Below are 24,825 nucleotides of genomic sequence, written 5' to 3'. Positions count from 1 at the left end.
GCATTTTTCCAAGAATAAGTTACCGTTCCAACCGCGTTCGTCACCGTTCCGGCAGTCACCGTTCCGGTGCTTGCGCCAAAACAAGTTGCGTCCGTTTTAGAAGAAGCAGCCAATGCCAAAGCAGTAGCCGGTTGGGTGATGGTGATTGCTTTGCTTGTTTGTGTTCCTTTAGAATCAGTTGCAGTGATGTTATAGGTCCCGGCGGTCAAACCTGATTGGTCTTCATTTGTGTTTATTACGCCAGTACCCGTCCAATTGTAAGAGTACGGAGCAGCCCCGCCAGTAACTGAAATATTAATGGATCCGTTAGATCCATTAAAACAAGACACATTATTTTGGGTGTAATTTATTGACAAAGGTGCATTTACTATTGTTGGGCTCAGGCAGATGCATCTGGGAGTATCAAAACTACAATTTTCGGACTTATTTTGTTTCCACGACATAAAAAAGTTTGAAATTTCCATAACGTTACCACAAGTCCAGGCAATAGACCCCAATTTAATCAAGGTATTAGGGATTTCTTGATGCTCGTAGAGACAATTAGTTACATGCGTGGTCGTTGAACTATTAGTAACGGGATTGGTCACTTTTAAATCGTAATCCACCTTTAATGAATAACGTTTATTACTACTAGTGACATTCATCCATATATAAGCGTTTACAGGGGATCCTGAAGAACAAGTTGCAGATAGTGGGGTTCCGCTGTCGTCTCCAAGGAAATATTGTTCGAAAGTAAAGTCACCTGCATTACACTTAGAGCAATCCAAAGTCGGTGTCTGCGAATAGCTGTTTAGCACTGTAAAAAACAGGCTTAAAATCAAAATCATCAGTTTCAGGGTAGACTTTATTCTGAGGGTAATAATTGTTTTCATATGGAATATTTTGTTTTTAAGATGAAGTATTATTATATTTTGTTACAGATAATTTTTTTAATACGTTTATTATCAATTCAAAATATTTCTTTACTTATTGCTAAAATATTTTGAGCGAATCTAATTATATTAAATTATTATGTATTCTTTTTTCTATGAAAGACTTAAATACTCGTTAAAACGACATTTCTTGTTAAAAAAATTAAAAGAAAGTGTTTTTCTTACTTTATTTTAATTGTTTTTTTGGGCTCTTTTATTTCTGGATATTTCGTATTAATAAGATTTTAACATATCAAAGCTATGTTTTTAATTTTATATTAACAAGTAATAAAATCGATAAAACGCAAAAAAATCCGATTATCTGCGTTTTTTATTTTTTTTTTATGTAAGAATAGTTTTGGTTTTGTGTTTTTTAAAATAGCAAATTGTATTTTGTCTCGATTTCAAGGAATCGTAAATCGATTTCATTTTCATTATTTGCGTTTGAATAAAAATTAGGTTTGAAAAATATTTTGTAATTTGTAATCTCAAATAAATTGATACAATGTCATTGATGAATAAAAACTTGTAAGTATGAAAAATCTAATATTAATACGACATGCAAAATCAAGTTGGGAAGCTCCGTTGCATGATAAAGATCGACCGTTGACTCATAAGGGAATGAAAGATGCTCATTTGGTATCTTCTAATGTAAGTGATTTTATTCCTAAGTCATATATAATGTGGAGTAGCACAGCTGAAAGAGCCTCAGAAACAGCACTGATTTTTGCTCAAAATATATCGTATCCCATCGAATGTATTGATTACAAAGACACACTTTATACTTTTGATGAAAAAAAACTGGAAAAAGTTGTTAAATCGTGCGATAATGGTATAGAAAGTGTTATTCTTTTTGGACATAATGAGGCTATTACAAATTTTGTTAATAAATTTGGAGATGCATTTATTAATAATGTTCCTACAGCCGGGTTTGTGTCTTTGCAATTTGATACAGACAACTGGGATACCATTAAAAAAGGCAAAACTAAAAAAATAATATTCCCCAAAGATTTAAAATAAATAAAGTGTTAGAACATAAATATATTGATAGAGAAAAAAGTTGGTTAGCGTTTAATGCAAGAGTACTTCAAGAAGCTGCAGATGATTCAGTACCATTATTGGACAGATTACGATTTTTAGGTATTTTTTCGAATAATATGGATGAGTTTTTCAGAGTTCGTTTTGCCGCTATCAGAAGATTAAGCCTCTCAGGAATATCTGGAGAGAAATACCTTGGTGGTATTTCGGCGCAACAATTAGTGAAGGATATTACCGAAATAGTAATTCAGCAACAATCCGAAAGTTTACGAATTTTAAACATCATCGAAACCAAACTGGGGAAAGAAAACATATTCATTATTAATGAAAATGAAATTTCCAGAGAACAGGAAAATTTTTTAAAAGATTTTTTTATTCAAAAATTAAGTCCGGAATTAGTAACCATAATATTAAATGATTTAGCTGAGTTTCCTTTATTGAAAGATACTTTAGGATACTTGGCTGTAAAATTAGTTATGAATCAAACTGCTGAAGTTCGATATGCAGTCATTGAAATTCCAAAAACAATTAATCGATTTGTTGTTTTGCCTTCTAATAATGAAAAGCAATATATAATCCTGCTTGACGATGTAATAAGGCATAATTTGAGTAGTATTTTTAATATTTTCGATTACGAAAGTGTTTCTGCACATATGATTAAAATTACCAGAGATGCACAGTTAGACATTGATAGTGATTTAAGTAAAAGTATGATTGAAAAAATTTCTACAAGCGTTAAAGATAGAAGAATAGGGGAACCGGTTCGCTTTATTTATGACCAGTTAATAGAAAAAGACACACTTCAATTTTTCCTTGATAAAATGAAGATTGTTTCTACTGACAGTATTATTCCTGGCGGTAGATATCACAATCGACGTGATTATATGAATTTTCCAAATCTTGGCAGATTCGATTTACTTTACAAAACGAATGTTCCCTTGCCAATTCCAGGATTAAGTCTTCAAGGAAGTATATTAGAAAAAATTAGTACTAAAGATTATTTATTAAATGCACCTTATCAATCTTTTTCTTATCTCACTAAATTTTTACGGGAAGCAGCTCTTGATCCAAAGGTGACTTCCATAAAAATTACGTTATACCGATTGGCAAAAAATTCTCAGATAATAAGTTCTCTGATCAATGCCGCTAAAAACGGAAAAAAAGTTACTGTTCAAATCGAATTGCAAGCTCGTTTTGATGAAGCTTCTAATATTTCGTATGCGGAGCAAATGAAAACAGAAGGTATTGAACTCATTTTTGGAATAAAAGGCTTAAAAGTACACAGTAAAATATGTGTAATCGAAAGAATTGAGAATGAAAAAATAAAACGATATGGTTTTATTTCTACAGGAAATTTTAATGAATCTACAGCAAAAGTATATACGGATGTCACTCTTTTTACAAGTCACCAACAAATTCTAAAAGATATTATAAAAATATTTGAATTTTTTGACATTAATTATCGAGTGCATCGATATAAACATCTTATCGTTTCCCCTCATTACACCCGAACCCGATTCTACAAACTGATTGACAGAGAAATTTTACATGCATCAGCAGGCAGAAAGACTCATATAAAGTTAAAAATGAATAGTTTATCTGATTTTAAAATGATTGATAAATTATATGAAGCCAGTAATGCGGGAGTGAAAATACAACTCGAAATTAGAGGGATTTGTTCATTGATACCGGGGATTCCTGGGATGAGTGAAAACATTGAAGCGATAAGTATTGTAGATAATTATCTGGAACATTCCAGAATTTATATTTTTGGTAATGCTGGTCAAACGGAAGTTTATATTTCGTCGGCTGATTTTATGACCAGAAATCTGGACGGCAGAGTAGAAGTTACCTGCCCAATTTATGATCAAGAAATTAAAAATGAACTAATAGACAATTTTGATTTGGGTTGGAAAGGAAATGTAAAAGCGCGATATCATTCCTATAAATTAGATAATAAATATAGAGTAAGAAAGCATGATCCTGTTTTTAGGGCTCAATTAGAGACTTATAGATATTATCAAAACAAAATTGATGTATTAGAAGAAATTATTTAAAAAAGTGGTTTCATATTTGCTATTGTCCTCGAATAAAATAAGAAACTAAATTCAAATCATAGATTAAGAATGATTAAACTTAAAAAATATGCTGCAATAGACATCGGTTCAAATGCGATGCGTTTATTGGTTGTAAATATTGTTGAGCAAGATGGGAAAGAACCTCAGTTCAATAAAAGTTCCCTTGTTCGAGTGCCTATACGGTTGGGGCAGGATGCTTTTACAGTAGGTGAAATTTCAGAAGAGAATATGGAACGAATGTGTGATGCCATGAAAGCATTCAATCTATTGATGAAAGTACATAAAGTGGAACGCTATATGGCATTTGCAACCTCAGCGATGCGCGAAGCCTATAATGGTAAGGAAGTAGTAGCAATGATTAAGAAAAAAGCAGATATCAAAATAGAAATCATTGATGGAAAAAAAGAAGCAGCAATAATCGCTTCAACGGATTTGCATCATCTGTTAAAAACGGACCAAACCTATCTTTTTGTGGATGTTGGAGGTGGAAGTACTGAATTTACTTTATTTTCAAATGGTAAAATGATTAATTCGAGATCATTCAAAGCTGGAACAGTTCGGTTACTTAATGATATGGTATGTGACGTTGTTTGGGATGAAATCGAAAAATGGATAAAAACAAATACCCAAGAATACGATGAAGTTACTTTAATAGGTTCCGGTGGGAACATTAATAAACTCTTCAAAATGTCGGGAAAAATGCAAGAAAAACCTTTGTCTTACATTTACATGAATTCTCAGTATGCTTTTTTGAATTCGCTTTCTTACGAACAAAGGATTTCAGAATTAGGATTGAATCCGGACCGTGCCGATGTAATTCTTCCCGCTACAAGAATTTATCTTAACGCAATGAAATGGAGTGGCGCAAGAAATATTTATGTACCCAAAATTGGACTTTCAGATGGTATTGTAAAAGCGATGTATTATGGTAAGATATAATTTATATATAAAATTTGAATTTAAAGATTTATTTCAACTACAAGGAGAATAATCATAAATTGCCGCAAAGGCTCAAAGACACAAAGAAAATAAGTTACGAAGTATAGAAAATTAATCTATTTGCTTAAAATATAAAATCGTATGATTTAAAACTTAGTGCCTTTGTGACTTAGTGGCCAAAAAAATGGTTTTGTATTTGTGGTTCCTGAATAGTTATGAAATTTGAATTTAAAGATTTACTAATGAATAAAAACAGATTAGAGGCATTTAGCGATGGTGTTTTGGCTATTATAATTACCATTATGATACTGGAAATAAAAGTTCCGGAAGGGGAAAATTTTAGCGATCTACAATTACTTTTCCCTAAATTTATAAGCTATATATTAAGTTTTGTTTATGTAGGCATATACTGGAATAATCATCATCACATGCTGCAAAGTGTTACTAAAGTAAATGGTAAAATCCTTTGGGCGAACCTTCATTTGTTATTTTGGTTATCATTAATTCCGGTTTCAACAGGATGGATGGGGGAGCATAATTTTGCCAAAGCCACACTGGCTTTATATGGCTTCATACTTTTAATGGCAGGGATTTCCTATGTGATATTGCAAAATTTTATTATTGCCGGCCAAGGAGAAAATTCCCTGCTGAAAAAAGCGATAGGTAAAGATCTTAAAGGAAAATCATCGGCAGCATTATATATCATTGCGATTGTTTTTTCATTTTTTAATGAATGGGTTTCGGGCATTATATATATATAGCTGTAGCCATGATGTGGCTCATACCTGATAAAAGAATTGAGAAAGTAATCAATTCAAATTAATATGACTATCCGTAAATAATACTAAAGAAAAATTTAGCCACAAATTTCACGAATTTGTCACGAATTTTTATCCTTAAAAGAAAAATTAAACACTAATTCGTAAAATTTGTGGAAATTCGTGGCTAAAAAATAATTATAGTCCGCTAAGCGGAGAGTCATACAAATTAATATTATAACTCTTATTCCATAAGATTACGCATCCAAATCTAATCCAAATGTTGTTCGTAACAGTTCAATATTTGGATTTATTTCAAGAAGTCTGTTGTATCGGTCTTGGTCATTAAAGCTTCTTTTATTTTCAAAACTTTCATTCACAATAACTTCTATTGTAATATCATGATTGTGTAAATGACCTTTTAAATGACCTAAAAGTCCATTCAATTCTTTTTCAAAATCTAATTTGGAACCTTCATTAGGCAATTCAATTGAAATGGCAGTTCCATTCAATTTAGGATCGTTGATGAGTAATAACGATTCCATAATTTTATATCCTTTATCCCCTAAACGTTGCGCATATTTATTCCATTGCAACAACATTTCCGTTTCTGTAAAAGTTTCTGTTGGTAAATGAACCACTTCTTTTACTATCCCTTTATTGCTTTCTTCTAATGCTTTTTTGGCACGAATACTCGATAATGAAAATGCGGAAATTTTTGGTTCATTTGATGATGGAATATCAATTTTTACTGTAAGAGCTGGAACTATAGGAGTAATATCTATAGCTTCTGGTTCTTTTTGTTGAACTGATTCTATAACTGGAATAACAGGTTTTGATTCTTCAGTTTCGGTTTGAACCGTTATTGAATAATCATTCTTCCTATAATAATAAGTTGGTGGAATTATAAATTGGTCAACTTTTTTTTTTCTCCATCAAAAGTGATAGAGGCAAGTTGCATCAAACAAAGTTCAACAAGAAGCCGTTGATTTTGGCTCAGTTTGTATTTCAAATCACAATCATTTGCAATTTCGATTCCTTTTAAAAGAAAGTCTTGACTGCATTTTTGGGCTTGCACACCATACATTTGTTGTGCTTGTTCTCCAACTTCTAATAAAGATAAAGTAGCAGGGGTTTTGGAAACCAATAAATCTCTAAAATGGGAAGCTAATCCGGATACAAAATGATGTGCATCAAATCCTTTGGCAAGAATATCGTTGAAAGCGATTAATAAATCTGGAATTTTGTTTTCCAAAATTAAGTCGGTTACATTGATATATGTTTCATAATCCAATACATTCAGGTTTTCCGTAACGGCCTGACGTGTTAAATCTTTTCCACAAAAAGAAACCACTCTATCAAAAATAGACAAAGCATCACGCATCGCTCCATCTGCTTTTTGGGCAATGATATGCAAAGCGTCATCTTCAAAATTAACCCCTTGACTGGTGGCAACTTCGGCAAGATGTTCTTTAGCATCTTTTACAGTGATTCTTTTGAAATCAAATATCTGGCAACGAGAAAGTATCGTTGGAATAATTTTATGTTTTTCAGTCGTTGCCAATATAAAAATGGCGTGTTTTGGCGGTTCTTCTAATGTCTTTAAAAAAGCATTAAAAGCTGCCGAAGACAACATGTGAACCTCATCGATAATATACACTTTGTATTGTCCCGTTTGTGGCGGAATACGGACTTGGTCAATTAAATTTCTGATATCATCAACTGAGTTGTTGGAAGCGGCATCTAATTCGAAAACATTAAAGGCAAAATCTTCATTCGGATCATCATACCCTGGTTGATTTATTTTCCGAGCCAAAATACGGGCACAAGTTGTTTTTCCGACTCCACGAGGTCCTGTAAATAATAGGGCAGAAGCAAGGTGATTACTTTCTATGGCATTCAATAAAGTATTGGTAATGGCTTTTTGTCCTACAACATCTTTAAATGTTTGAGGACGATATTTACGGGCCGATACAACAAATTGTTCCATAGAATTTTTATTCGAAAGCAAATATAGGTTTTAATTTAAAGATGGAAAAATTTGCGGCTTGAAAGATTTTATAATTTAACAAAAGGGTATTTAGGACTCAAATGCTCTAGCCCTGATTACTTCACTGTACTATAATTTTTATAGGAGTTCAGTGAACTGCGTTTGAAGTGAAAATCCTTTTTCAGGCTTTTTCAGCCTAAAAAAGATTGTAACAAAGAGCAGGAAACAGCTCCTGATTAAATATCAATGTGAAATATTATGTTCCTCACCCTTTTTTGTAATCTGATTGCGCTACAGTTTTTAACTAAAGACTGTTCTTGAAGAATTCAAAAATTTTAATCCCGATAATGGAAATTCTGGCACTCCTTTTTGTTGAATCAAAACCTTAAATTTTGGACCCATATCAAACAATAATCTGTAATTCATTAATGCCTCATGGGCTGCCAATTGCAAATTATCCTTATTTTTAATTAAAGCAATATTTTGATATTCTTTAATACCGAGCGCTAATAAAAATTGTGCTTGATCCACGATACCGCAACAATCTAGTCCGTTTTGCGTGCCCCAATGCGATATAGCAGAGAAATTGGTATGAGATGTAATGTCTTGTTCTCCAATAAATTGATAAGGATTGTCATTTTTGTGATGTTTGTGATAACACAATAATGTACCGCAACTCCTGTGGTTGTGGTATAATTCAGAGGACAAAGAACCATAATCTATGGTAATTACATAACCTTTCTGTAAAGATTGTGAAACTTCTTTTATCCAAGATACCGCTTCCAAATTGACCTCCGTGCGAAATCCTTTTGGTAGTTGCACATTTAATGTTTCGAAATAATGGGTGAGTTCTTTTTTTGCAGGTTTCAAAATTTCAATAAAATCCTCTTTATAGTCTACAAAGACTTCCTTAAGCTGTTCTTCCATAATTACCTGATGCACCGCAAAATTATCAACCAATTCATTAGATAAAATACAGCCATTAATTTCAGGGATATCTTGGATTGAGTTGTACCAACTTACTTTTTCATGCAAATGTTTTTTTTCAATTTCACGCATGCTGACACTTTTTTCGATGATACAATAGGTTAAGCTATCATACAAAGGGAGATTATTCTTGAGATAATCTAAAATATCATGACATAATAAACCGGTTCCAGCGCCATATTCAACAATCGTAAAAGGTTTTTTTTCTAAAATTTCCCACATTTCTTCGATTTGACGACCTATCATGGCCCCAAAGTCAGCAGAAATATAAGGGCTGGTGTAAAAATCTCCATTGGATCCTATCTTGTCCGGTATAGAATTATAATATCCCAATTCAGGATAATACAATGCCATTTCCATAAAATCCCGAAAAGATATTGGACCTTCTTTTTTGATTCGCTCTATTATTATTTCGGATAACTGCATCGAACTTAATAATTAATTTTTTTGGAAACCTTAAAAATGAAGTTCTTTTTTTTAAATAAGATGGCTATACGGCAACTAGAGTTTGCATTGCCCGCTACTTTCGATACATAACTTTTCCAAAACAAGTGCGGCATCATTATCTGAATTTGCCGAAAAGCCAGCGACAAAAACTCCTTTTTCGCCTGAATCGGAACTTATGCCGTAAACCACCGATTCTTCATCTGGATCAGCATCCCCTTCGTAGCGGTATACGTGTTTTACTTCATATTTATGCGGATTTGTTTTAATATCATCTTGATGAATATTAAAATCGTAGGTAAAGCCTTTTTCTTTTAAATCTTCTAAGGCTTCTAAAACTGTGGTATAATGGTAAGTTGGTTTCATGATTAATGGGAGATTAATTGTTATTTATAAAGATAACCATTTTATTTTTAAGTCGTTGCAAAAGACATGTTAAAGTAAATAATCTAAAATTGACATCCATGAAAAAATGTTGTAAATTCGCACCGCAGACCGCCTTATCGTTTTATGTTGAACTTGTTTCAACACCTGATTTCAGGTTCCGAATCGAGTTCGGAATAAAGAGGAAAGTCCGGACACCATAGGGAGGCATAGCGGGTAACACCCGTCGGTTCGAGCAATCGGATTAGGACAAGTGCAACAGAAAGTATGTACAGGTAATGCTGTAGTGAAACCAGGTAAACTCTATGCGGTGAAATATCAAGTATATCAGCATTTAAGGGCTTCTCGTCCGTTGTTGAAGGGTAGATAGCTTGAGCTTATGAGTAATTGTAAGCCTAGATAAATGATAAGGCTCCGATTTTTCGGAGACAGAATCCGGCTTATAGGTCTGCATTTTTTTTTACTGCTCAATGCATTTTTTTTGCCGCAAAGGCACAAAGGCGCTAAATTTTTTTCTTCTTTTTACACTTTACACTTTTAGAATTATTTATCAATAACTCATTTTCTTTGAGTCTTTGTGCCTTTGTGGTAAGTTTGATTACTTAACTTTGTTGTTTACTTTGAAATAGTGATATATGATCGACTTATAATATGAAAACAAGAATAGGGATTTTAGGATTAGGTGGAGTAGGCGGTTATTTTGGTGGATTATTAGCCAAAGCCCATACTCAATCTGAAGCAATAGAAATTGTATTTATTGCTCGCGGTGAAACCCAAAAAGCAATAGTACAAAATGGATTAAAAATTATTTGCTCCGCCAGTTCGCTATCGCTCGGGTCAGATGAAAGTGAAATGATTGTTTTTCCAAATTTGGTTTCGAATGATCCCGAAGAAATCGGGAAATTGGATTACCTTATTTGCGCTACTAAAACCTATGATATAGAAAGTAGTTTTCTTTCTATAAAAAACTGCATTACGCCAAAAACAATAATTCTTCCTTTATATAATGGTGTCGATGCCACGGAACGCATAGAAAAGCTGTTTCCTGAAAATACTGTTTTGCAAGGTTGTGTTTATATTATTTCTATGATTGTATCTCCCGGAGTTATTCGGAAAATTGGTCCTTACGAAAAACTGTTTTTTGGTTCTAAAACAGCACCAATTTCAAAATTGAATAAATTGCAATCCATTTTCGAAAAAGCTGCTATCGAAAGTTATATTGTTGATACTATCGAAGAAACAGTTTGGGAGAAATTCATTTTTATTTCTGCTTTGGCTTCGGCTACTTCGTATTTGAATCAAAATATCGGTGCTATTTTGAATAATGCAGCTAACAAAGCAATTTATATTTCATTGCTAAATGAGATTACTTCTGTCGCTTTCGCAAAAGGATTAGCGTTGCCAAATGACATTGTGGTTCAGACGATTGTCAAACTGGAAAAATCTCCTCAAGACGCCACTTCATCGATGCACAGAGATTTATTGGCTGGAAGAAATACCGAAGTAGTTTCTTTGACAAAATATGTTGTGGATCAAGCAGTAAAATTTGGAGTTGCAACACCTACGTATCAAATGATATTAGAGAAATTAACGAGAGATTGAGTTTATTATTAAAATAAAATTCTGACAAATTAAAATTTATTATTATGTTTGCTCCCGATATAAATCAAATGATATATCGAGAACTTAATAATAATTATACATGCAATTACCAGTATTTAAAAATGATAAAGCAGCTATTTTAGCTGTTTTTATTTTAATGACAATTTTACATTCTAACGCACAAGAAAAACCAGCCGTAGAAAAAAGTCAATTTAAAATTAATGTATTACTTCCGGGATTTGTTTACGAACACGGTCTAAGTAATAAAAACACGTTTTATTCAGAATTGAGTTCAGGTTATGGATATACATCGAATAGTTTTGGGAAAACCTGGATCTTTTATCCTTACATTAATGAACAGTTTCGTCATTATTATAATTTAGAGAAAAGGGCAGGAAAGGGAAAAATTACTTCCCATAATTCAGGAGGATTTGTTGCTATGTCCGCTTTTTATAATTTCAGATCAATTTCAACGAATAATAACTTTTTATCCGAAAATTCATCGATTACTGTAGCGCCGGTTTGGGGTTTTCAAAGAACCTACAAAGGGAATTTTAATCTTGATTTGAATATGGGCGTTGGTTATAATTTTGAAAAAAATGACAGTGGTTTAGTGCCTGTATTAAACTTTACTTTGGGTTGGGTAATTGGTAAATAATTACTTTAATTCTTTAATTAAAACAGAAAAGCTCTTGGAATTTCAAGGGTTTCTCTATTTATAGAATATCGAGATTATTCTTCTTCGTCATCGCTTTGGGTTGATTCATTTTCAGAATCTTCCATGTCATTATCAGCGTTTATTTCAAAAAAACTAAAAATAGAACCACCGTAACTTTTCTTAAACGAAAAATGAATCATGTGATCCAGTTTGGTATATTTTGAATGCTCGATTACCATCATTCCTTCGTCATTAAGTAACTCCTTTTCGAAAACCAATACTATAATTTTCTCAAAGGTCTTTTGGTCTAATGCATATGGAGGATCAGCAAAAATAATATCATACGAAGTTTTACATCTTTCTAAATAGGTGAAAACATCGCTTTTTGTGGCAGCAATATTAAAATCATACTCAGAGGCAACTTGCTTGATGAATTTTACACAACCAAAATCAGCATCAACGGAAGTGATTGGCGTGCTACCGCGCGAGGCAAATTCAAAACTGATATTTCCGGTTCCTGAGAATAAGTCTAATATTTTTAGTCCTTCAAAACTAAAATGGTTGTTCAGAACATTGAATAATGCTTCTTTAGACATATCGGTGGTGGGGCGGACTGGTAACCCTTTTGGTGGAAAAATGCGTCTTCCTTTGTGTTTTCCTGAAATGATTCTCATGAGTTGAAAAGTATAAAATGATTTCTGTTTTCGGCCTCAGAAAAATAATTGTTCCATCGCAAATCTTCCACATCAATAAGTGAAACGTTGCGAATGTATTTGTAAGCGATTTTGAAATAATCACTTTCGGTATCAATATTTCCGATTAATTCCAATGGGAAGTTTTCGGGATTTAAATTCAATTGTTCGGCTGTAAATAAAATGTAATACAAGAAATCTTCTGGTGTGTTGTAATCAAAAGAATTGAAAAGCAATAATTTTTGGTTCTGAACCACAATGATTTCAAAATGACCAGAATTGATGTGAATGAACATCTTTTTATCATCCTTATTTTTGGATGCAACCAATAATTTGGAAACCAAAATACTATTGGCATGTTTGTAATCGAAAGAACCAAATTGGTCAATAAAAAAATTATTGATATTCACATAAGGAATATAAACCGCATTCATTTGATAGTTTGGAATTTCATCAAAAGCGAAAAAATCCGTTTCAAATACCTTAGTGTTGTATTGTAAATAACTGCCTAAAAAGTTCTCATCAAAAAGAGCTGTGGGAACAAAAGTAGAAAGGTTATTATTGTGAATCACCAAAATTTCATCATACGAATCCTTTAATTCCGGATAATCCCGAAATGCATCACCAAATAATTCTTCAATTTTTGTGGCTTTATGAAAAGTATCAAAATGCACTTCGTTAAATGAAGTTACCGTATTGTTTAGTGTGTCAAAACAACAAAAAGAAAGTCCAGTCAAGGAAACTTGAATGGACAGTTTTTTATATTTTTTTTCGGTGATATTTGTGTTTTGTATTGACATAATTTGATTTTCAATCCATTTCTACCTTTATATATAGTACAAGAATTAAACGCGGAGACAAACTTACAATTTTTTTTGATTCTAATGCCAATTTATGCAATTGCCTCGATTTTCATACTTATATTTGATGTTCATTTATAGCAATCACCTTCACATGAATTCCTCCTTGTTTTACAGTCTTTTACAGAGAAAATTTCCTTTTCAGCCAACTTATAAACAAGATATTTTTTTTCAAAAAATTGCTATTTTTTTAACCGAAGCCGATAATAAGACCATTTTCGTTTTAAAAGGATATGCAGGAACCGGAAAAACAACCGTGATTTCTACGATTGTAAATAGTTTATTGGACATTAATAAAAAATATGTCTTGTTGGCACCAACGGGTCGTGCGGCTAAAGTGATTGCTAATTATTCGAATAAACCGGCTTTTACAATTCATAAAAAAATCTATTTCCCTAAGAAATCTTCCGGTGGTGGCGTTTCGTTTACATTGCAACAAAACAAACATAAGAATACCATATTTATAGTCGATGAAGCTTCAATGATTTCGGATACCAATTCCGATTCTAAGTTATATGAAAACGGTTCCTTATTGGATGATTTGATTTCTTATGTGTATTCAGGAACCAATTGCAAAATGATTTTATTGGGAGATACGGCTCAGTTGCCTCCGGTGAATTTGGATATCAGCCCCGCTTTGGACATTCGCACTTTAGGAATGAATTATGATAAGGAAGTAGAACATATCGAATTGGACGAAGTCATGCGTCAGGAAGAAAGTTCCGGGATTTTGCATAACGCAACCGAACTTAGGGAGTTATTGAAAGATTCCTTTATCGATGAATTCAAATTTAATGTCAAGAAATTCAAAGATATTGTTCGTTTGACCGATGGATACGATATTCAAGATGCCATCAATTCCGCCTATAGTAATTATAGTATAGAAGATACCGCTTTTATTGTTCGTTCCAATAAAAGGGCGAATCAATATAATGAGCAAATCAGAACCAAAATCCTCGATAAAGAAAGCGAACTTTCCACAGGCGATTTCCTGATGGTGGTGAAGAACAATTATTTTTGGTTAAAAGATTCTGATGAAGCAGGTTTTATAGCCAATGGCGATATTATCGAAATATTAGAAATTTTCAATATCAAAGAATTGTATGGTTTTAAGTTTGCCAAAGTAAAAATCCGAATGATCGATTACCCCAATCAGATTCCGTTTGAAACGGTATTGTTAATGGATACCATAAAAAGCGAATCGCCATCGCTGACCTATGAGGAATCAAACCGATTGTATCAGGAAGTGTTGAAAGATTATGAAGGCGAAACCAAGTATAAACAATTCCAAAAAGTAAAAGCCAACGAATATTTCAATGGTTTGCAAGTGAAATTCTCGTATGCGATTACGTGTCATAAATCACAAGGTGGGCAATGGAATACTGTTTTTATAGAACAACCGTATTTACCGGATGGAATCAATAGAGATTACATCCGCTGGTTGTACACCGCGATGACCAGAGCAAAAAATAAATTATATTTGATTGGTTTTAAGGATGAGAATTTTGTAGAGTAAATTTCATAAACATATAAGTCATATAAGCTTAACAATTAAAGTAAAACTTAAATGGCTTATATGGTTTGAAAAATTAATTTATCTGTTTTGAACTTTTAATAGAATTGGTTATGAACACTTTAAACGACTTACATAAAATTTCAGGCTCTTTTTCGAATACCGAAAAAATGCCGGTGCTGTTTTTGGGACACGGAAGTCCGATGAACGCCATTGAGGAAAATCAGTTTGTAACGGGTTTTCGAAACTTGGCTAAAACGTTGCCGCAACCGAATGCTATTTTGTGTATTTCGGCGCATTGGTTTACCAAAGGAACCAAAGTTACCGCAATGGAAATGCCCCGAACGATTCACGACTTTGGAGGTTTTCCACAAGCGTTATTTGATGTGCAATATCCAGCAAAAGGAAGTCCTGAATTAGCGATAGAAACAAAACAATTATTGACACCGGTAGAAGTAGAGTTGGACGAACATTGGGGTTTGGATCACGGTGCTTGGAGTGTAATCAAACATTTATATCCCGAGGCTAATGTTCCCGTGATTCAGTTGAGTATTGATTACACAAAATCCGGACAATACCATTTTGAGTTGGCTCAAAAACTAAGTGCGTTGCGTACCAAAGGAATCTTGATTGTAGGCAGCGGGAATATTGTTCATAATTTGAGATTGGTCGATTTTCACAATTTTGATAAAGACAATTACGGTTACGATTGGGCAATTGAAGCAAGGGAAACGGTAAATAATTATTTACTGGACGGGAATTTCCAACCGTTGATAGATTTTGAAAAACAAAGCAAAGCGTTCCAATTAGCGATTCCTACGCCAGAGCATTATTTACCTTTACTATATACCTTGGGATTAAAAGGAAAATCCGAAGAACTCAGTTTGTTCAATGATAAGTTATTGGCGGGTTCTTTGAGTATGACTTCAGTGAAGATTATGTAGATTGATTTTGGGGAAAAATCTTATATTTGATATTCCTTCGATAAAATTTTATAAATTAAAAAAATAAAGAAAGAGATAAATGAAATTCGGTAAAACAATAAAAATATTTTTAATAGACGGAGAACCAAACGGACGAATGAGTTGTGAACTTTCCAATTGGTCTGGAAAAGCATATAAAATCCCTCGTATTAAAGTGAAAGATTGTATTGATCGTAGCGATTTAGGAAGTACTGGGGTATATCTTTTATTCGGGAAAGATGAAGAAGGGAAAGACTTAGTTTATATTGGAGAAGCAGAATCAATATTAAAACGACTTAATCAACATTTAAACCAAAAGGACTTTTGGAATGAGGCAATTGTTTTTATAAGCAAAGATGAAAATTTAAATAAAGCACACGTAAAATATTTAGAAAATCGACTTCATGATATAGCACTATCTGCCAAACGCTATAAAGTTGAAAACTCAATTACCCCAACACAATCATCAATTTCAGAATCTGACAGGGCTGAAATGGAAGAATTTATCGAGAATATAAAAATGCTCGTAAACACACTTGGACACAAAGTATTCGATGAAAAAAGAGATTTCAAACCAAAGCAAAAAGTCGAAACATTTACAATTAAAGCTGCTCGTGGTGCTGATGGGCAAGGTGAACCAACATCTGATGGGTTTGTAGTATTCAAAGGTTCAAAAGCAGCTAGTACCATTGTTAATTCAATGACTCCAAGTTTTGTTAAATTAAGACAAAAATTAATTGACGAAGGTTTGCTTGTTGATAAAATAGAATATTTTGAATTTTCCGATGACTACATATTTAGTAGTCCTTCTACAGCAGCAGTTATAGTAATGGGACGAAATGCAAATGGATTATCAGAATGGAAGCTTAGAGATGGAAAAACATTAAAAGAATTTGAAACAAACGAAAAAACAGCAAAGGCATCTTAATCTTCTAAGAGATTATAAAATCCGCAAGCGAGCGTTTCATTAATGCCAATAAACTAAAATTAAATATTTCTTTCTCTTTTTCAAAGATGAAAATCACTAATCTCCAAAACAAACCCTCAAAACTACTTATTGTGAAAACGCAAGACGATAAAAAATTAGATAATCCAGTTTGGTTTTCGTTGTCGGAAACGCATCAAAGTTTTGCGGTAGATTATGACAGAATAAAATTCTATCATCCGGATTATTGTCCGTTTGGTGGTTTTGAAAAAGGCAATGCGATTTCAAAGTCTATCGATGAATATTCTACTAAGGTTGACAATTTTTTTGTTGTTGGAGAAAAACCGGAACTTTCAAATCTATTGAAGTTAAATAAAGAAGTGATTTGTCTTCAAATGATTGTTTACAATCCAATCGATATTGCAATTAATGAACAAATCGTAAAACTTACTGACGAACATATTGATGCTTTATATGAGTTGGTGAACTTGGTGCAACCGGGTTATTTTAAAAGAAAAACTGCTTTACTAGGTAATTATTACGGTATTTTCAAAAACGATGAACTTGTTGCCGTGACTGGTGAGCGCATGCAAATGAATAATTTTGTTGAAGTAAGCGCAGTAGTCACACATCACAATCATACCGGAAAAGGATATGCGAAACAATTAGTTGTCCATACTGTAAATGAAATTTTCAAGCAAAATAAAACTCCTTATTTACATGTGATTGAAGATAATAGTGGAGCAATACAACTCTACGAGAAATTAGGTTTTGAAATTCGACGAAAAATTAGTTTTTGGAATATCACAAAGTAAATTTAAGTCGAGAGAAGTTAGAACAGTTTTGTAACTCATAAAAAAACATACTAACTTAGTCGCCAATTAGCTCGATTGTTCTGAGCTAGCTTAAACCTCTCGCTTGTGACCATAATAAAATGAGAATTAATATTTTGTGTTCGATACGAGCGGGCAATGACATTAAGTTAAGGATTCGTCAGTTCGAGTTGAGTAGAAATTTGCGATAGAAAATTTCTACGAAGTATCGAGAACCCTTTGATAATAAAGGCTTCTCAATACAATTTTAAACATTAAAGCTGTCGCATTAATGTTCAAAATTACTCGAAGTGACGGTCAAAACTGCTTAACCTAATGACATTGTACGAGCGGGACACTCTCACCAGCAAAAGATTAAAAATAAAACTTTGCGACTTAGTGTCTTCGTGGCAAAAAAAAAAATACAAAAATGAAAATAATAGCAGTCATTCCCGCGCGTTACGCATCCACACGATTTTTCGCCAAACTCATGCAGGATTTGGGAGGTAAAACGGTGATTTTAAGAACTTATGAAGCCGCAATAAACACCCATTTATTTGATGATGTTTTTGTGGTAACGGATTCTGATTTAATTTATAGCGAAATTTTTTCTCATGGTGGAAAAGCCATTAGAAGTATTAAGGAGCATGAATCGGGGAGTGATCGAATTGCCGAAGCGGTTGAAAATCTGGATGTGGATATTGTGGTGAATGTGCAAGGAGATGAACCATTTATAGATGTAGAGCCTCTGGCAAAACTGATTGAAATTTTTAGAAATGATTTGGATGAAAAAGTGGATTTAGCTTCTTTGATGCGTGAAATAACAGACGAATACGAAATCGAAAACCCCAATAATGTAAAAGTAGTGGTGGATCAAAACGGATTTGCCTTGTACTTTTCGCGTTCGGTAATTCCGTATGCTAGGGAGAAAAATGTGGGTGTAAGATACATGCAACACATCGGGATTTATGCTTTTAGAAAACAAGCTTTGTTGGATTTTTACCATTTACCCATGAAATCATTGGAAGCATCCGAAAAACTGGAGCAATTACGTTATCTAGAATTTGGAAAACGAATCAAAATGGTCGAAACTACACATGTTGGAATTGGAATTGATACTCCCGAAGATTTAGAAAAAGCTAGAAAAATGCTTTAAGAATAGCCACGAATTCACGAGTTTTTCTTCAGTAAGATTTGAAAAAAATCAGTGAATTAGTGGCTAAAAAAATAGTTAACATTTACTGAATCACCCATTTAAATGTTATGAAAAAGCCATGAATTTAACATCATTGTTATAAAATTGTAAATAGTCAATAAAATTTATTAGTTTTAACGTAACTAATTTATTGACCTATGAAAAAAATAATGCTCCATCTTATTCTTTTGGGATCCTTTTATGGACATGCACAAATGAAAGCAGATGATGTAAAAACGTTTACACTTACAAACGGAATGAAGTTTCTGGTTGTGGAAGATTTCTCCATTCCAAATGCCAATATGTATTTGTTTTATAAGGTGGGAAGCCGAAACGAATATCAAGGTATCACTGGACTTTCTCATTTTTTTGAACACATGATGTTCAATGGAGCTAAAAAATATGGTCCAAAACTCTTTGACCAAACCATGGAATTTAACGGTGGTGCTAATAATGCCTATACTACTGAAAATGTTACGGTCTATTCCAACTGGTTTCCAGCATCAGCATCTGAAGTTATATTTGATCTTGAGGGGGATAGAATTTCCAGTTTGAGTATTGATCCTACTATGGTAGAAAGTGAAAGAGGTGTGGTTTTGAGTGAGCGTCGTACAGGGCTTGAAAATTCTCCATGGCGTCTATTGTCACAGTCTGTGCAGGCAACTGCTTTTCAGGAACATCCCTACCATTGGCCAGTTATAGGGTATGAAGATGATATGAAAAATTGGACACAACAAGATTTGGAACGCTATTTTAAAACCTATTATGCTCCAAACAACTGTGTCGTTGTAGTTTCTGGAGCTATCAAAATGAAACAAGTTAAGGAATTTGCTAAAAAATATCTTGAAATTATTCCTGCACAAGCAGCTCCACCTAAAGTTCACATTATTGAACCTGCTCAAACTGGGGAACGAAGAATAATTGTTAAAAAAGAAGTAGCAACTCCATATCTCATGATTGGGTATCATACGCCAGAGTCTAAAAATGAGGATTATTATGCATTGAATATTCTTAGTTCTGTTCTTTCAAGTGGGAATTCATCACGATTGTATGCTTCACTGGTAGATCAAAAACAATTGGCCACTCAGGTATTTACTGATTTCAGAGATAGTTTTGATCCTAAGCTTTTCAATGTATATGCTGTTGCTAATAAAGATGTTAAAGAGGCTGATTTAGAGCAAGCGATTTATGTTGAGATTGAAAAAATAAAAAAGGAAGGCATTAGTGAAACAGAACTTCAGAAAATAAAAAACCAGAAACTGATGGAATTTTACTCCCAAGTAGAAACCATCGATGGAAAGTCAAATAATATAGGTACATACGAAGTGTTTTTTGGAGATTATCGAAAAATGTTCAACGCACCGGCTAACTATAATAAAATTACCGTAGCGGATGTGCAGAATGTTGCCAAAAAATATTTTACAAAAAGTAACAGAACCGTAGGAGTATTAAAAACAAATGTAGAAGATTAACTTTATGAAACAGATCAACCAAAAACTCATGATATTCTGCCTACTGGTGATTACCAGTATAAATCTATCGGCGCAGAGTTTTAAATTACAAAATTACACCACTTTTAAATTACCAAACGGCCTAACAATTAATCTGATGGAACAGCATGATGTTCCTGTCATCAGTGTTTCAGCCATACTGCCAGCCGGTGCAATTTATGACTACGATAAAGCAGGTTTAGCATCATTAACCGCTACAGCTCTTAAACATGGTACTAAAAATTTCACAAAGATAAAACTAGATGAAGAATTGGACTTCACAGGAGCTGATGTAAGTACTTATGCTTCCAAAGAATTTTCTGGTCTTTCTTCAAAATTTGCAGCTAAGGATAAAGACAAAGTACTCGCTATCATTAAAGAAATACTACTCAATCCTGTTTTTGATACTTCAGAATTTGAAAAAGAAAAAAGTCGTTTATTAGTTACACTTGAACAACAAAAGGAAAGTCCACGATTAGTAATAGGATCATATTTTGATTCACTTTTGTACGGAAATCATGTATATGGAAATGTTTTAAGTGGAAATAATTCAACTGTTAGTAAATTAACGGTTAATGATGTTAAAGATTTTTATAAAACAAATTATAAACCTAATAATGCTGTTATAAGTATTGTTGGAGATTTTGCTACTAATGAAATGAAAGCAAAACTAACCAAGTTGTTTTCTGGTTGGGAAAAATCAGCAAAAGAAGAAGAAAATCCAGTATCAAAAACGATTAACATTCCTACTGAAAATAAGGTATTACTAGTCAATAAAGGCGATGCTAAGGAGACAACATTTTATATTGGAGCACCGGGTGTGAATAGAAACAATCCGGATTATGTAGCTATTGATGTTGTCAATACATTATTTGGAGGACGTTTTACTTCCATGCTAAATGATGAACTTAGAGTAAATTCTGGTTTGACTTATGGTGCTTCAAGTAGATTTAATGCTTTAAAGAATGGGGGGTCTTTTGTAATTAGCACTTTTACAGCCGTTAAAACGACGGAACCAGCAATTGATAAAGCTTTGGAAGTATTGAATAAATTACATACAAATGGTATTGATGAAAAATCATTAAGTTCAGCCAAAAATTATGTGAAAGGACAGTTTCCACCGCGTTATGAAACAACAGAGCAATTATCAAACTTACTGTCTCAAATGTTTTGGTATAATTTTGATAAATCTTTTATCGATAATTTCGAAAAAAATGTAGATGGTCTGGATTTGGCAAAAGCCAACCAAATTATTGCCAAATATTTCCCAAAGGATAAGTTACAATTTGTACTTGTAGGAAAATCAGAAGATATCAAAAAAATTGCTGAAAAATATGGTAAAGTTACTGAACTGGAAATAAAGGATGATATAAAGAAAGTAAATTAATAAAATGAAAATAGGGGATTAGGTTCCTACCGCATGGACACAAGTTTAAAGTAGGACACAGATAACACATATTTTATCATATTATAAAAAAGTTAGCCACGAATTTACTCGAATTAATTAGTGAAAATTAGTGAAATTCGTGGCTGAAATTTCGTCTAAATATTTGTGTCGCACGGTAGGATTAGGTTCCCCTATTTTTTTGGAATAAAATCTATGTTTTTAATCATTACTGAAAATTAAGATGTTTTGGAAATATATCTTTAAATATAAAAACCAATGTATAATACTAAGAATGGAATCATTATTTCAAAAATTTAATTCTAAAAAAAGTAAAAATGTGTGAATTGAAACGGAATTGATACCTTAGAAGATTTAGAAAAAGCGAGGAAGATGATTTAAACTAACCTTCATTTTCAAAGTCAAAATAACCTTTAGTTTTTATTTTAGTAGAGAAAAAATTTAAAAATAAGACTACAAAAAATAAAAATAATAACGCCTGTATGCTCACTAGTACTTTTCCTAGTGTGGTAACGGGATAAAAATCGCCATAGCCAATAGAAGAGGAGGTAATTGTGCTAAAATAAACCGCATCAAACCAATGAGTGAATGGTTTATTCATAAAATTATCGCAGGAATACAAAACGCCAAAAGCCAACACAATTTCTACATAATTTAGGAAAAGCAATAACATAGACCTTTTATAGGAGCGTGGTTTTGAAAACAAATCGGAAGCAAAAATTAAAGTAGGGATGTACAAAACGGTTTCCAGTAAAACATAAATCAATATCACAATAACAAAACCATTAGTCTGCCATTGATTAATTAGAGTTACTAATGGAAATATAACTTTAAGCAAAACATAAAAGTCAATAGCTAAATCCTGATATTCAACTCCTTTTCGGGAAGCCAGATATTTGATGTAAATTCCAGGAAACAGTAATTGCGAGGAGGAAAGAAACAAACGAACTATTTTTTCTATTCCGTTATCATCTTGATGATCATTATTCCAAATTGCTTTTATATTTTGAACACGCTTTTCAACAGGATTGATTTTTGGTTTAGCAACTATTGGGACATTTCCTAAAAGAAGTTTTTTTATGATTTTTTTCATATCATTATCGGTTAGGAAATTCATATCTAAAGTACAAAATAATTGTCGTATTTTAAATATATTACACTTGTATTTAATTGTAATAATCTTATTAATAGTGGCTTAAAAATAAATGCTTCGCCAATTAAGACGAAGCATTTTTCATTAACAACTATAACAACAATTTGTGATTTTTAATAACCCAATCCGAAACCAAAAGGATATAAAGGATCTTTTGAATCGTAAGGAACATCTTCTTTTTGGTTTCTTACCGCTTCCATAGACGAAGGTAATTCAAAAGGTAATTTTCCCTCAGGTTTTGCATTTCCGAAAATGATATCTAATAAAGCCGCATCGGCAGCACCATAATTGGCAAAAACGCCCTTGGCAGCAGCATTAATTTCTGGGAAAACAGCCGGACGATCTAAATAAATATCTACAATCGTTGGAACGGTTTTACAAAGTGTCAAAACCTCTTCCAAATCTTTTCCTTTGAAATCTAAATCACCATGATGAAAGCCTTTAGCAAACGGATTATCAGTATCTAAAGGAACCCAAGGCGTATTCAATCGAATAATCGCAATGTCCGCTTGTTCTGGAAGCGACACTATAGTTCCATATTTAGAAGCAGCTTTTGCATCTACATTTTTTACATAAATTTTTAATTTAGAATCAGCGGCCAACGGGAGTTTGATATCATTTTTTAATAAAGTCATCGAGCGACGTTGCGTGGTTTCTCCTAATTTTCTAAAATCATCACGACCCACAATTTTGGTAGCGCTATCCACATCTATATAAGGATTGTCGAATAAACCCAAAATGAATTTTTGACGCAATAATCTTCTAATGGATTGGTTAATACGGGATTCTTTTATTTGCCCTTCCTTAACTAACTCAACAATATATTGCGGACAATTTTCACCACCAAATTGATCACAACCCGAATCGATTATTTTTTTGACGCGTTGTATTTCACTTAAATTTTCCACACCCCAAGCACGAGCTGGCCACAAAACAGGTTCCATATGAGTATCAGAAACCAATCCCCAATCCGTACAAACTACACCATCGAATTTGTATTTATCACGCAACAACTTAGTAATGATATCTTTATTATACGAAAAACCAACGTTTTCTGAAGTTTGATCCATTGGAACTCCATAATAAGGCATTATGGCCGCAGTTTTTACATCGAAAGCTGCCTCAAAAGGAATCAAATGGTAATCGAAATTTTTACCAGGATACACTTGGCCTTTTTGATATTGAAAATGAGGGTCAAGGCCTTCTTTTTGAGGGCCTCCACCTGAGAAATGTTTAGTCATACAAGCAACACTGTTGTGTCCTAATTTGGTTCCTTGGAAACCTAAAATATACGCTTTTATCATGCGTGCAGAAAGGTTGGCATCTTCCCCAAAAGTACCGCTTACACGGGGCCATCGCGGTTCTGTAGCCAAATCAGCCATAGGATGTAAGGCTTCACGGATTCCAACAGCAAGGTATTCCTGACGGGCAATATCACCAAATTGCTGCATTAATTTGGTGTCATTGATTGCTGCAAAACCTAATTGTTCCGGCCATTGTGAGAAACCATTGGCTTCCATGGCAAAAACATTATTGCTAAAATAATGACGCGGATCTGATGCAATAGTTACAGGAATTCCAAGTCGCGTATCCTCGGCAACTTTTTGAATCGCATTATAACCTATCGCCAATTCTTTTACATTTGGTGCTTGCCAATAATTGAAATGGTTCATTTTTTTATCCACAATCAATTCACGTGGGGAAGGAAGTCGGGCTGCCATTCCTGTAGCTCCTTCTTTTTTGTCGATACTTCCGTCTGTATTGATGAGTGTTCCGTTGATAAACATCATTCCGGCTTTCTCTTCGATATTCATTAATGAAATCAAATTATCGATTCTTTTTTCGATAGGAAGTTTTACATTTTCATACGGATCCATTTTTCCATTCTTATTAAGGTCACGGTATTTTGGGGGATCGATAAATGACATTAATGTAAAGCTTGAAAGAAGCGTAATACTTAAAATGGGAATAGTATTGCTAAATTTTCTCATAAAAATAATTGGTTTAGAATTAATAGTGGTTGTTTTTT

At 33.1% G+C, this 24,825-nt stretch carries 22 protein-coding genes and 1 other RNA gene; 14 read left to right on the top strand and 9 right to left on the bottom strand.

Translation table 11 applies throughout. From position 1 onward, the window contains the following. Window positions 1-872, bottom strand: an 872-nt coding sequence (locus ACNO7W_RS15040) for a SprB repeat-containing protein (protein WP_417938742.1), incomplete at its 3' end; no start/stop codon positions are given. Window positions 873-1,445: 573 nt separating this feature from the next. Between ACNO7W_RS15040 and ACNO7W_RS15035 the strand changes: the two genes are divergently transcribed. From ACNO7W_RS15035 to ACNO7W_RS15020, 4 genes are all read left to right on the top strand, one after another. Next, window positions 1,446-1,931, top strand: coding sequence for a SixA phosphatase family protein (locus tag ACNO7W_RS15035; RefSeq protein ID WP_417938741.1), 486 nt, complete (start codon window positions 1,446-1,448; stop codon window positions 1,929-1,931). 5 nt (window positions 1,932-1,936) lie between these two features. Next, window positions 1,937-4,006, top strand: coding sequence for a polyphosphate kinase 1 (ppk1, locus tag ACNO7W_RS15030; protein WP_417938740.1), 2,070 nt, complete (start codon window positions 1,937-1,939; stop codon window positions 4,004-4,006). A gap of 69 nt (window positions 4,007-4,075) precedes the next feature. After that, window positions 4,076-4,966: a Ppx/GppA phosphatase family protein gene (locus ACNO7W_RS15025; RefSeq protein WP_417938739.1), complete on the top strand. Its 891-nt coding sequence runs from the start codon at window positions 4,076-4,078 to the stop codon at window positions 4,964-4,966. A gap of 242 nt (window positions 4,967-5,208) precedes the next feature. Beyond that, window positions 5,209-5,727: a TMEM175 family protein gene (locus ACNO7W_RS15020; protein ID WP_417938738.1), complete on the top strand. Its 519-nt coding sequence runs from the start codon at window positions 5,209-5,211 to the stop codon at window positions 5,725-5,727. Window positions 5,728-5,981: 254 nt separating this feature from the next. Here ACNO7W_RS15020 and ACNO7W_RS15015 read toward each other — a convergent pair whose 3' ends face one another. The 4 genes from ACNO7W_RS15015 to ACNO7W_RS15000 form a co-directional block, all read right to left on the bottom strand. Further along, window positions 5,982-6,365 (bottom strand): DNA polymerase III, encoded by a 384-nt coding sequence (locus ACNO7W_RS15015; protein ID WP_235890208.1) that lies wholly within the window; start codon window positions 6,363-6,365, stop codon window positions 5,982-5,984. A gap of 263 nt (window positions 6,366-6,628) precedes the next feature. Continuing rightward, entirely contained in the window at window positions 6,629-7,714 is a 1,086-nt protein-coding gene (dnaX, locus tag ACNO7W_RS15010) for a DNA polymerase III subunit gamma/tau (RefSeq protein WP_143388353.1), read from the bottom strand. Window positions 7,715-8,014: 300 nt separating this feature from the next. Then, window positions 8,015-9,127 (bottom strand): class I SAM-dependent methyltransferase, encoded by a 1,113-nt coding sequence (locus ACNO7W_RS15005; protein WP_417938737.1) that lies wholly within the window; start codon window positions 9,125-9,127, stop codon window positions 8,015-8,017. Window positions 9,128-9,202: 75 nt separating this feature from the next. Continuing rightward, window positions 9,203-9,511 carry a hypothetical protein gene (locus tag ACNO7W_RS15000; protein WP_417938736.1) on the bottom strand — a complete coding sequence of 103 codons (309 nt, stop codon included), beginning with the start codon at window positions 9,509-9,511 and terminating at the stop codon, window positions 9,203-9,205. A 121-nt stretch (window positions 9,512-9,632) separates the two neighbouring features. On the opposite strand from ACNO7W_RS15000, the gene rnpB reads away from it, so the two are divergent. The 3 genes from rnpB (at window position 9,633) to ACNO7W_RS14985 (ending at window position 11,789) form a co-directional block, all read left to right on the top strand. Further along, window positions 9,633-9,988: RNase P RNA component class A (gene rnpB, locus ACNO7W_RS14995), an RNA gene on the top strand. A gap of 192 nt (window positions 9,989-10,180) precedes the next feature. Next, complete coding sequence (locus ACNO7W_RS14990; RefSeq protein ID WP_417938735.1) at window positions 10,181-11,131, top strand: ketopantoate reductase family protein; 951 nt, start codon at window positions 10,181-10,183, stop codon at window positions 11,129-11,131. Window positions 11,132-11,231: 100 nt separating this feature from the next. Then, window positions 11,232-11,789, top strand: a complete 558-nt coding sequence (locus ACNO7W_RS14985) for a hypothetical protein (RefSeq protein ID WP_417938734.1) — start codon at window positions 11,232-11,234, stop codon at window positions 11,787-11,789. Between the two features lie 74 nt (window positions 11,790-11,863). Here the strand turns inward: ACNO7W_RS14985 and ACNO7W_RS14980 are convergent, their stop codons facing one another. Beyond that, the gene (locus ACNO7W_RS14980; RefSeq protein WP_143388358.1) at window positions 11,864-12,463 is read right to left on the bottom strand and encodes an RsmD family RNA methyltransferase; all 600 of its coding nucleotides are present in this window, start codon (window positions 12,461-12,463) and stop codon (window positions 11,864-11,866) included. Continuing rightward, window positions 12,460-13,281, bottom strand: a complete 822-nt coding sequence (locus ACNO7W_RS14975) for a DUF3822 family protein (protein ID WP_417938733.1) — start codon at window positions 13,279-13,281, stop codon at window positions 12,460-12,462. The genes ACNO7W_RS14980 and ACNO7W_RS14975 overlap by 4 nt, the downstream gene beginning before the upstream one ends. Window positions 13,282-13,435: 154 nt before the next feature. Between ACNO7W_RS14975 and ACNO7W_RS14970 the strand changes: the two genes are divergently transcribed. From ACNO7W_RS14970 to ACNO7W_RS14940, 7 genes are all read left to right on the top strand, one after another. Beyond that, on the top strand, window positions 13,436-14,857 hold the full coding sequence (locus tag ACNO7W_RS14970) for an ATP-dependent DNA helicase (RefSeq protein ID WP_417938732.1): 1,422 nt from the start codon (window positions 13,436-13,438) through the stop codon (window positions 14,855-14,857). A gap of 110 nt (window positions 14,858-14,967) precedes the next feature. Continuing rightward, entirely contained in the window at window positions 14,968-15,798 is an 831-nt protein-coding gene (ygiD, locus tag ACNO7W_RS14965) for a 4,5-DOPA dioxygenase extradiol (RefSeq protein WP_417938731.1), read from the top strand. 79 nt (window positions 15,799-15,877) lie between these two features. After that, the gene (locus ACNO7W_RS14960) at window positions 15,878-16,744 is read left to right on the top strand and encodes a GIY-YIG nuclease family protein (protein WP_417938730.1); all 867 of its coding nucleotides are present in this window, start codon (window positions 15,878-15,880) and stop codon (window positions 16,742-16,744) included. Between the two features lie 131 nt (window positions 16,745-16,875). Further along, entirely contained in the window at window positions 16,876-17,556 is a 681-nt protein-coding gene (locus tag ACNO7W_RS14955; protein ID WP_417938729.1) for a GNAT family N-acetyltransferase, read from the top strand. 427 nt (window positions 17,557-17,983) lie between these two features. Further along, entirely contained in the window at window positions 17,984-18,709 is a 726-nt protein-coding gene (kdsB, locus tag ACNO7W_RS14950; protein ID WP_417938728.1) for a 3-deoxy-manno-octulosonate cytidylyltransferase, read from the top strand. Between the two features lie 197 nt (window positions 18,710-18,906). Continuing rightward, a complete protein-coding gene (locus ACNO7W_RS14945) occupies window positions 18,907-20,220 on the top strand; it encodes a M16 family metallopeptidase (protein ID WP_417938727.1) in 1,314 nt (437 codons plus the stop codon). 28 nt (window positions 20,221-20,248) lie between these two features. Continuing rightward, window positions 20,249-21,625, top strand: a complete 1,377-nt coding sequence (locus tag ACNO7W_RS14940; protein WP_417938726.1) for a M16 family metallopeptidase — start codon at window positions 20,249-20,251, stop codon at window positions 21,623-21,625. A gap of 400 nt (window positions 21,626-22,025) precedes the next feature. On the opposite strand, the gene ACNO7W_RS14935 is transcribed toward ACNO7W_RS14940, so the two are convergent. Both ACNO7W_RS14935 and ACNO7W_RS14930 read right to left on the bottom strand, forming a co-directional pair. Beyond that, complete coding sequence (locus ACNO7W_RS14935) at window positions 22,026-22,736, bottom strand: potassium channel family protein (protein WP_143388366.1); 711 nt, start codon at window positions 22,734-22,736, stop codon at window positions 22,026-22,028. Between the two features lie 173 nt (window positions 22,737-22,909). Further along, window positions 22,910-24,787 (bottom strand): glycoside hydrolase family 3 protein, encoded by a 1,878-nt coding sequence (locus tag ACNO7W_RS14930; protein WP_417938725.1) that lies wholly within the window; start codon window positions 24,785-24,787, stop codon window positions 22,910-22,912. Window positions 24,788-24,825 lie beyond the last annotated feature (38 nt).

It is taken from the genome of Flavobacterium sp. ZB4R12, from assembly GCF_048276375.1.
GTDB classification, from domain to species: domain Bacteria; phylum Bacteroidota; class Bacteroidia; order Flavobacteriales; family Flavobacteriaceae; genus Flavobacterium; species Flavobacterium gawalongense.
The sequence above is the reverse complement of the archived record's forward strand: the minus strand, read 5'-3'. Positions and strand labels throughout refer to the sequence as shown.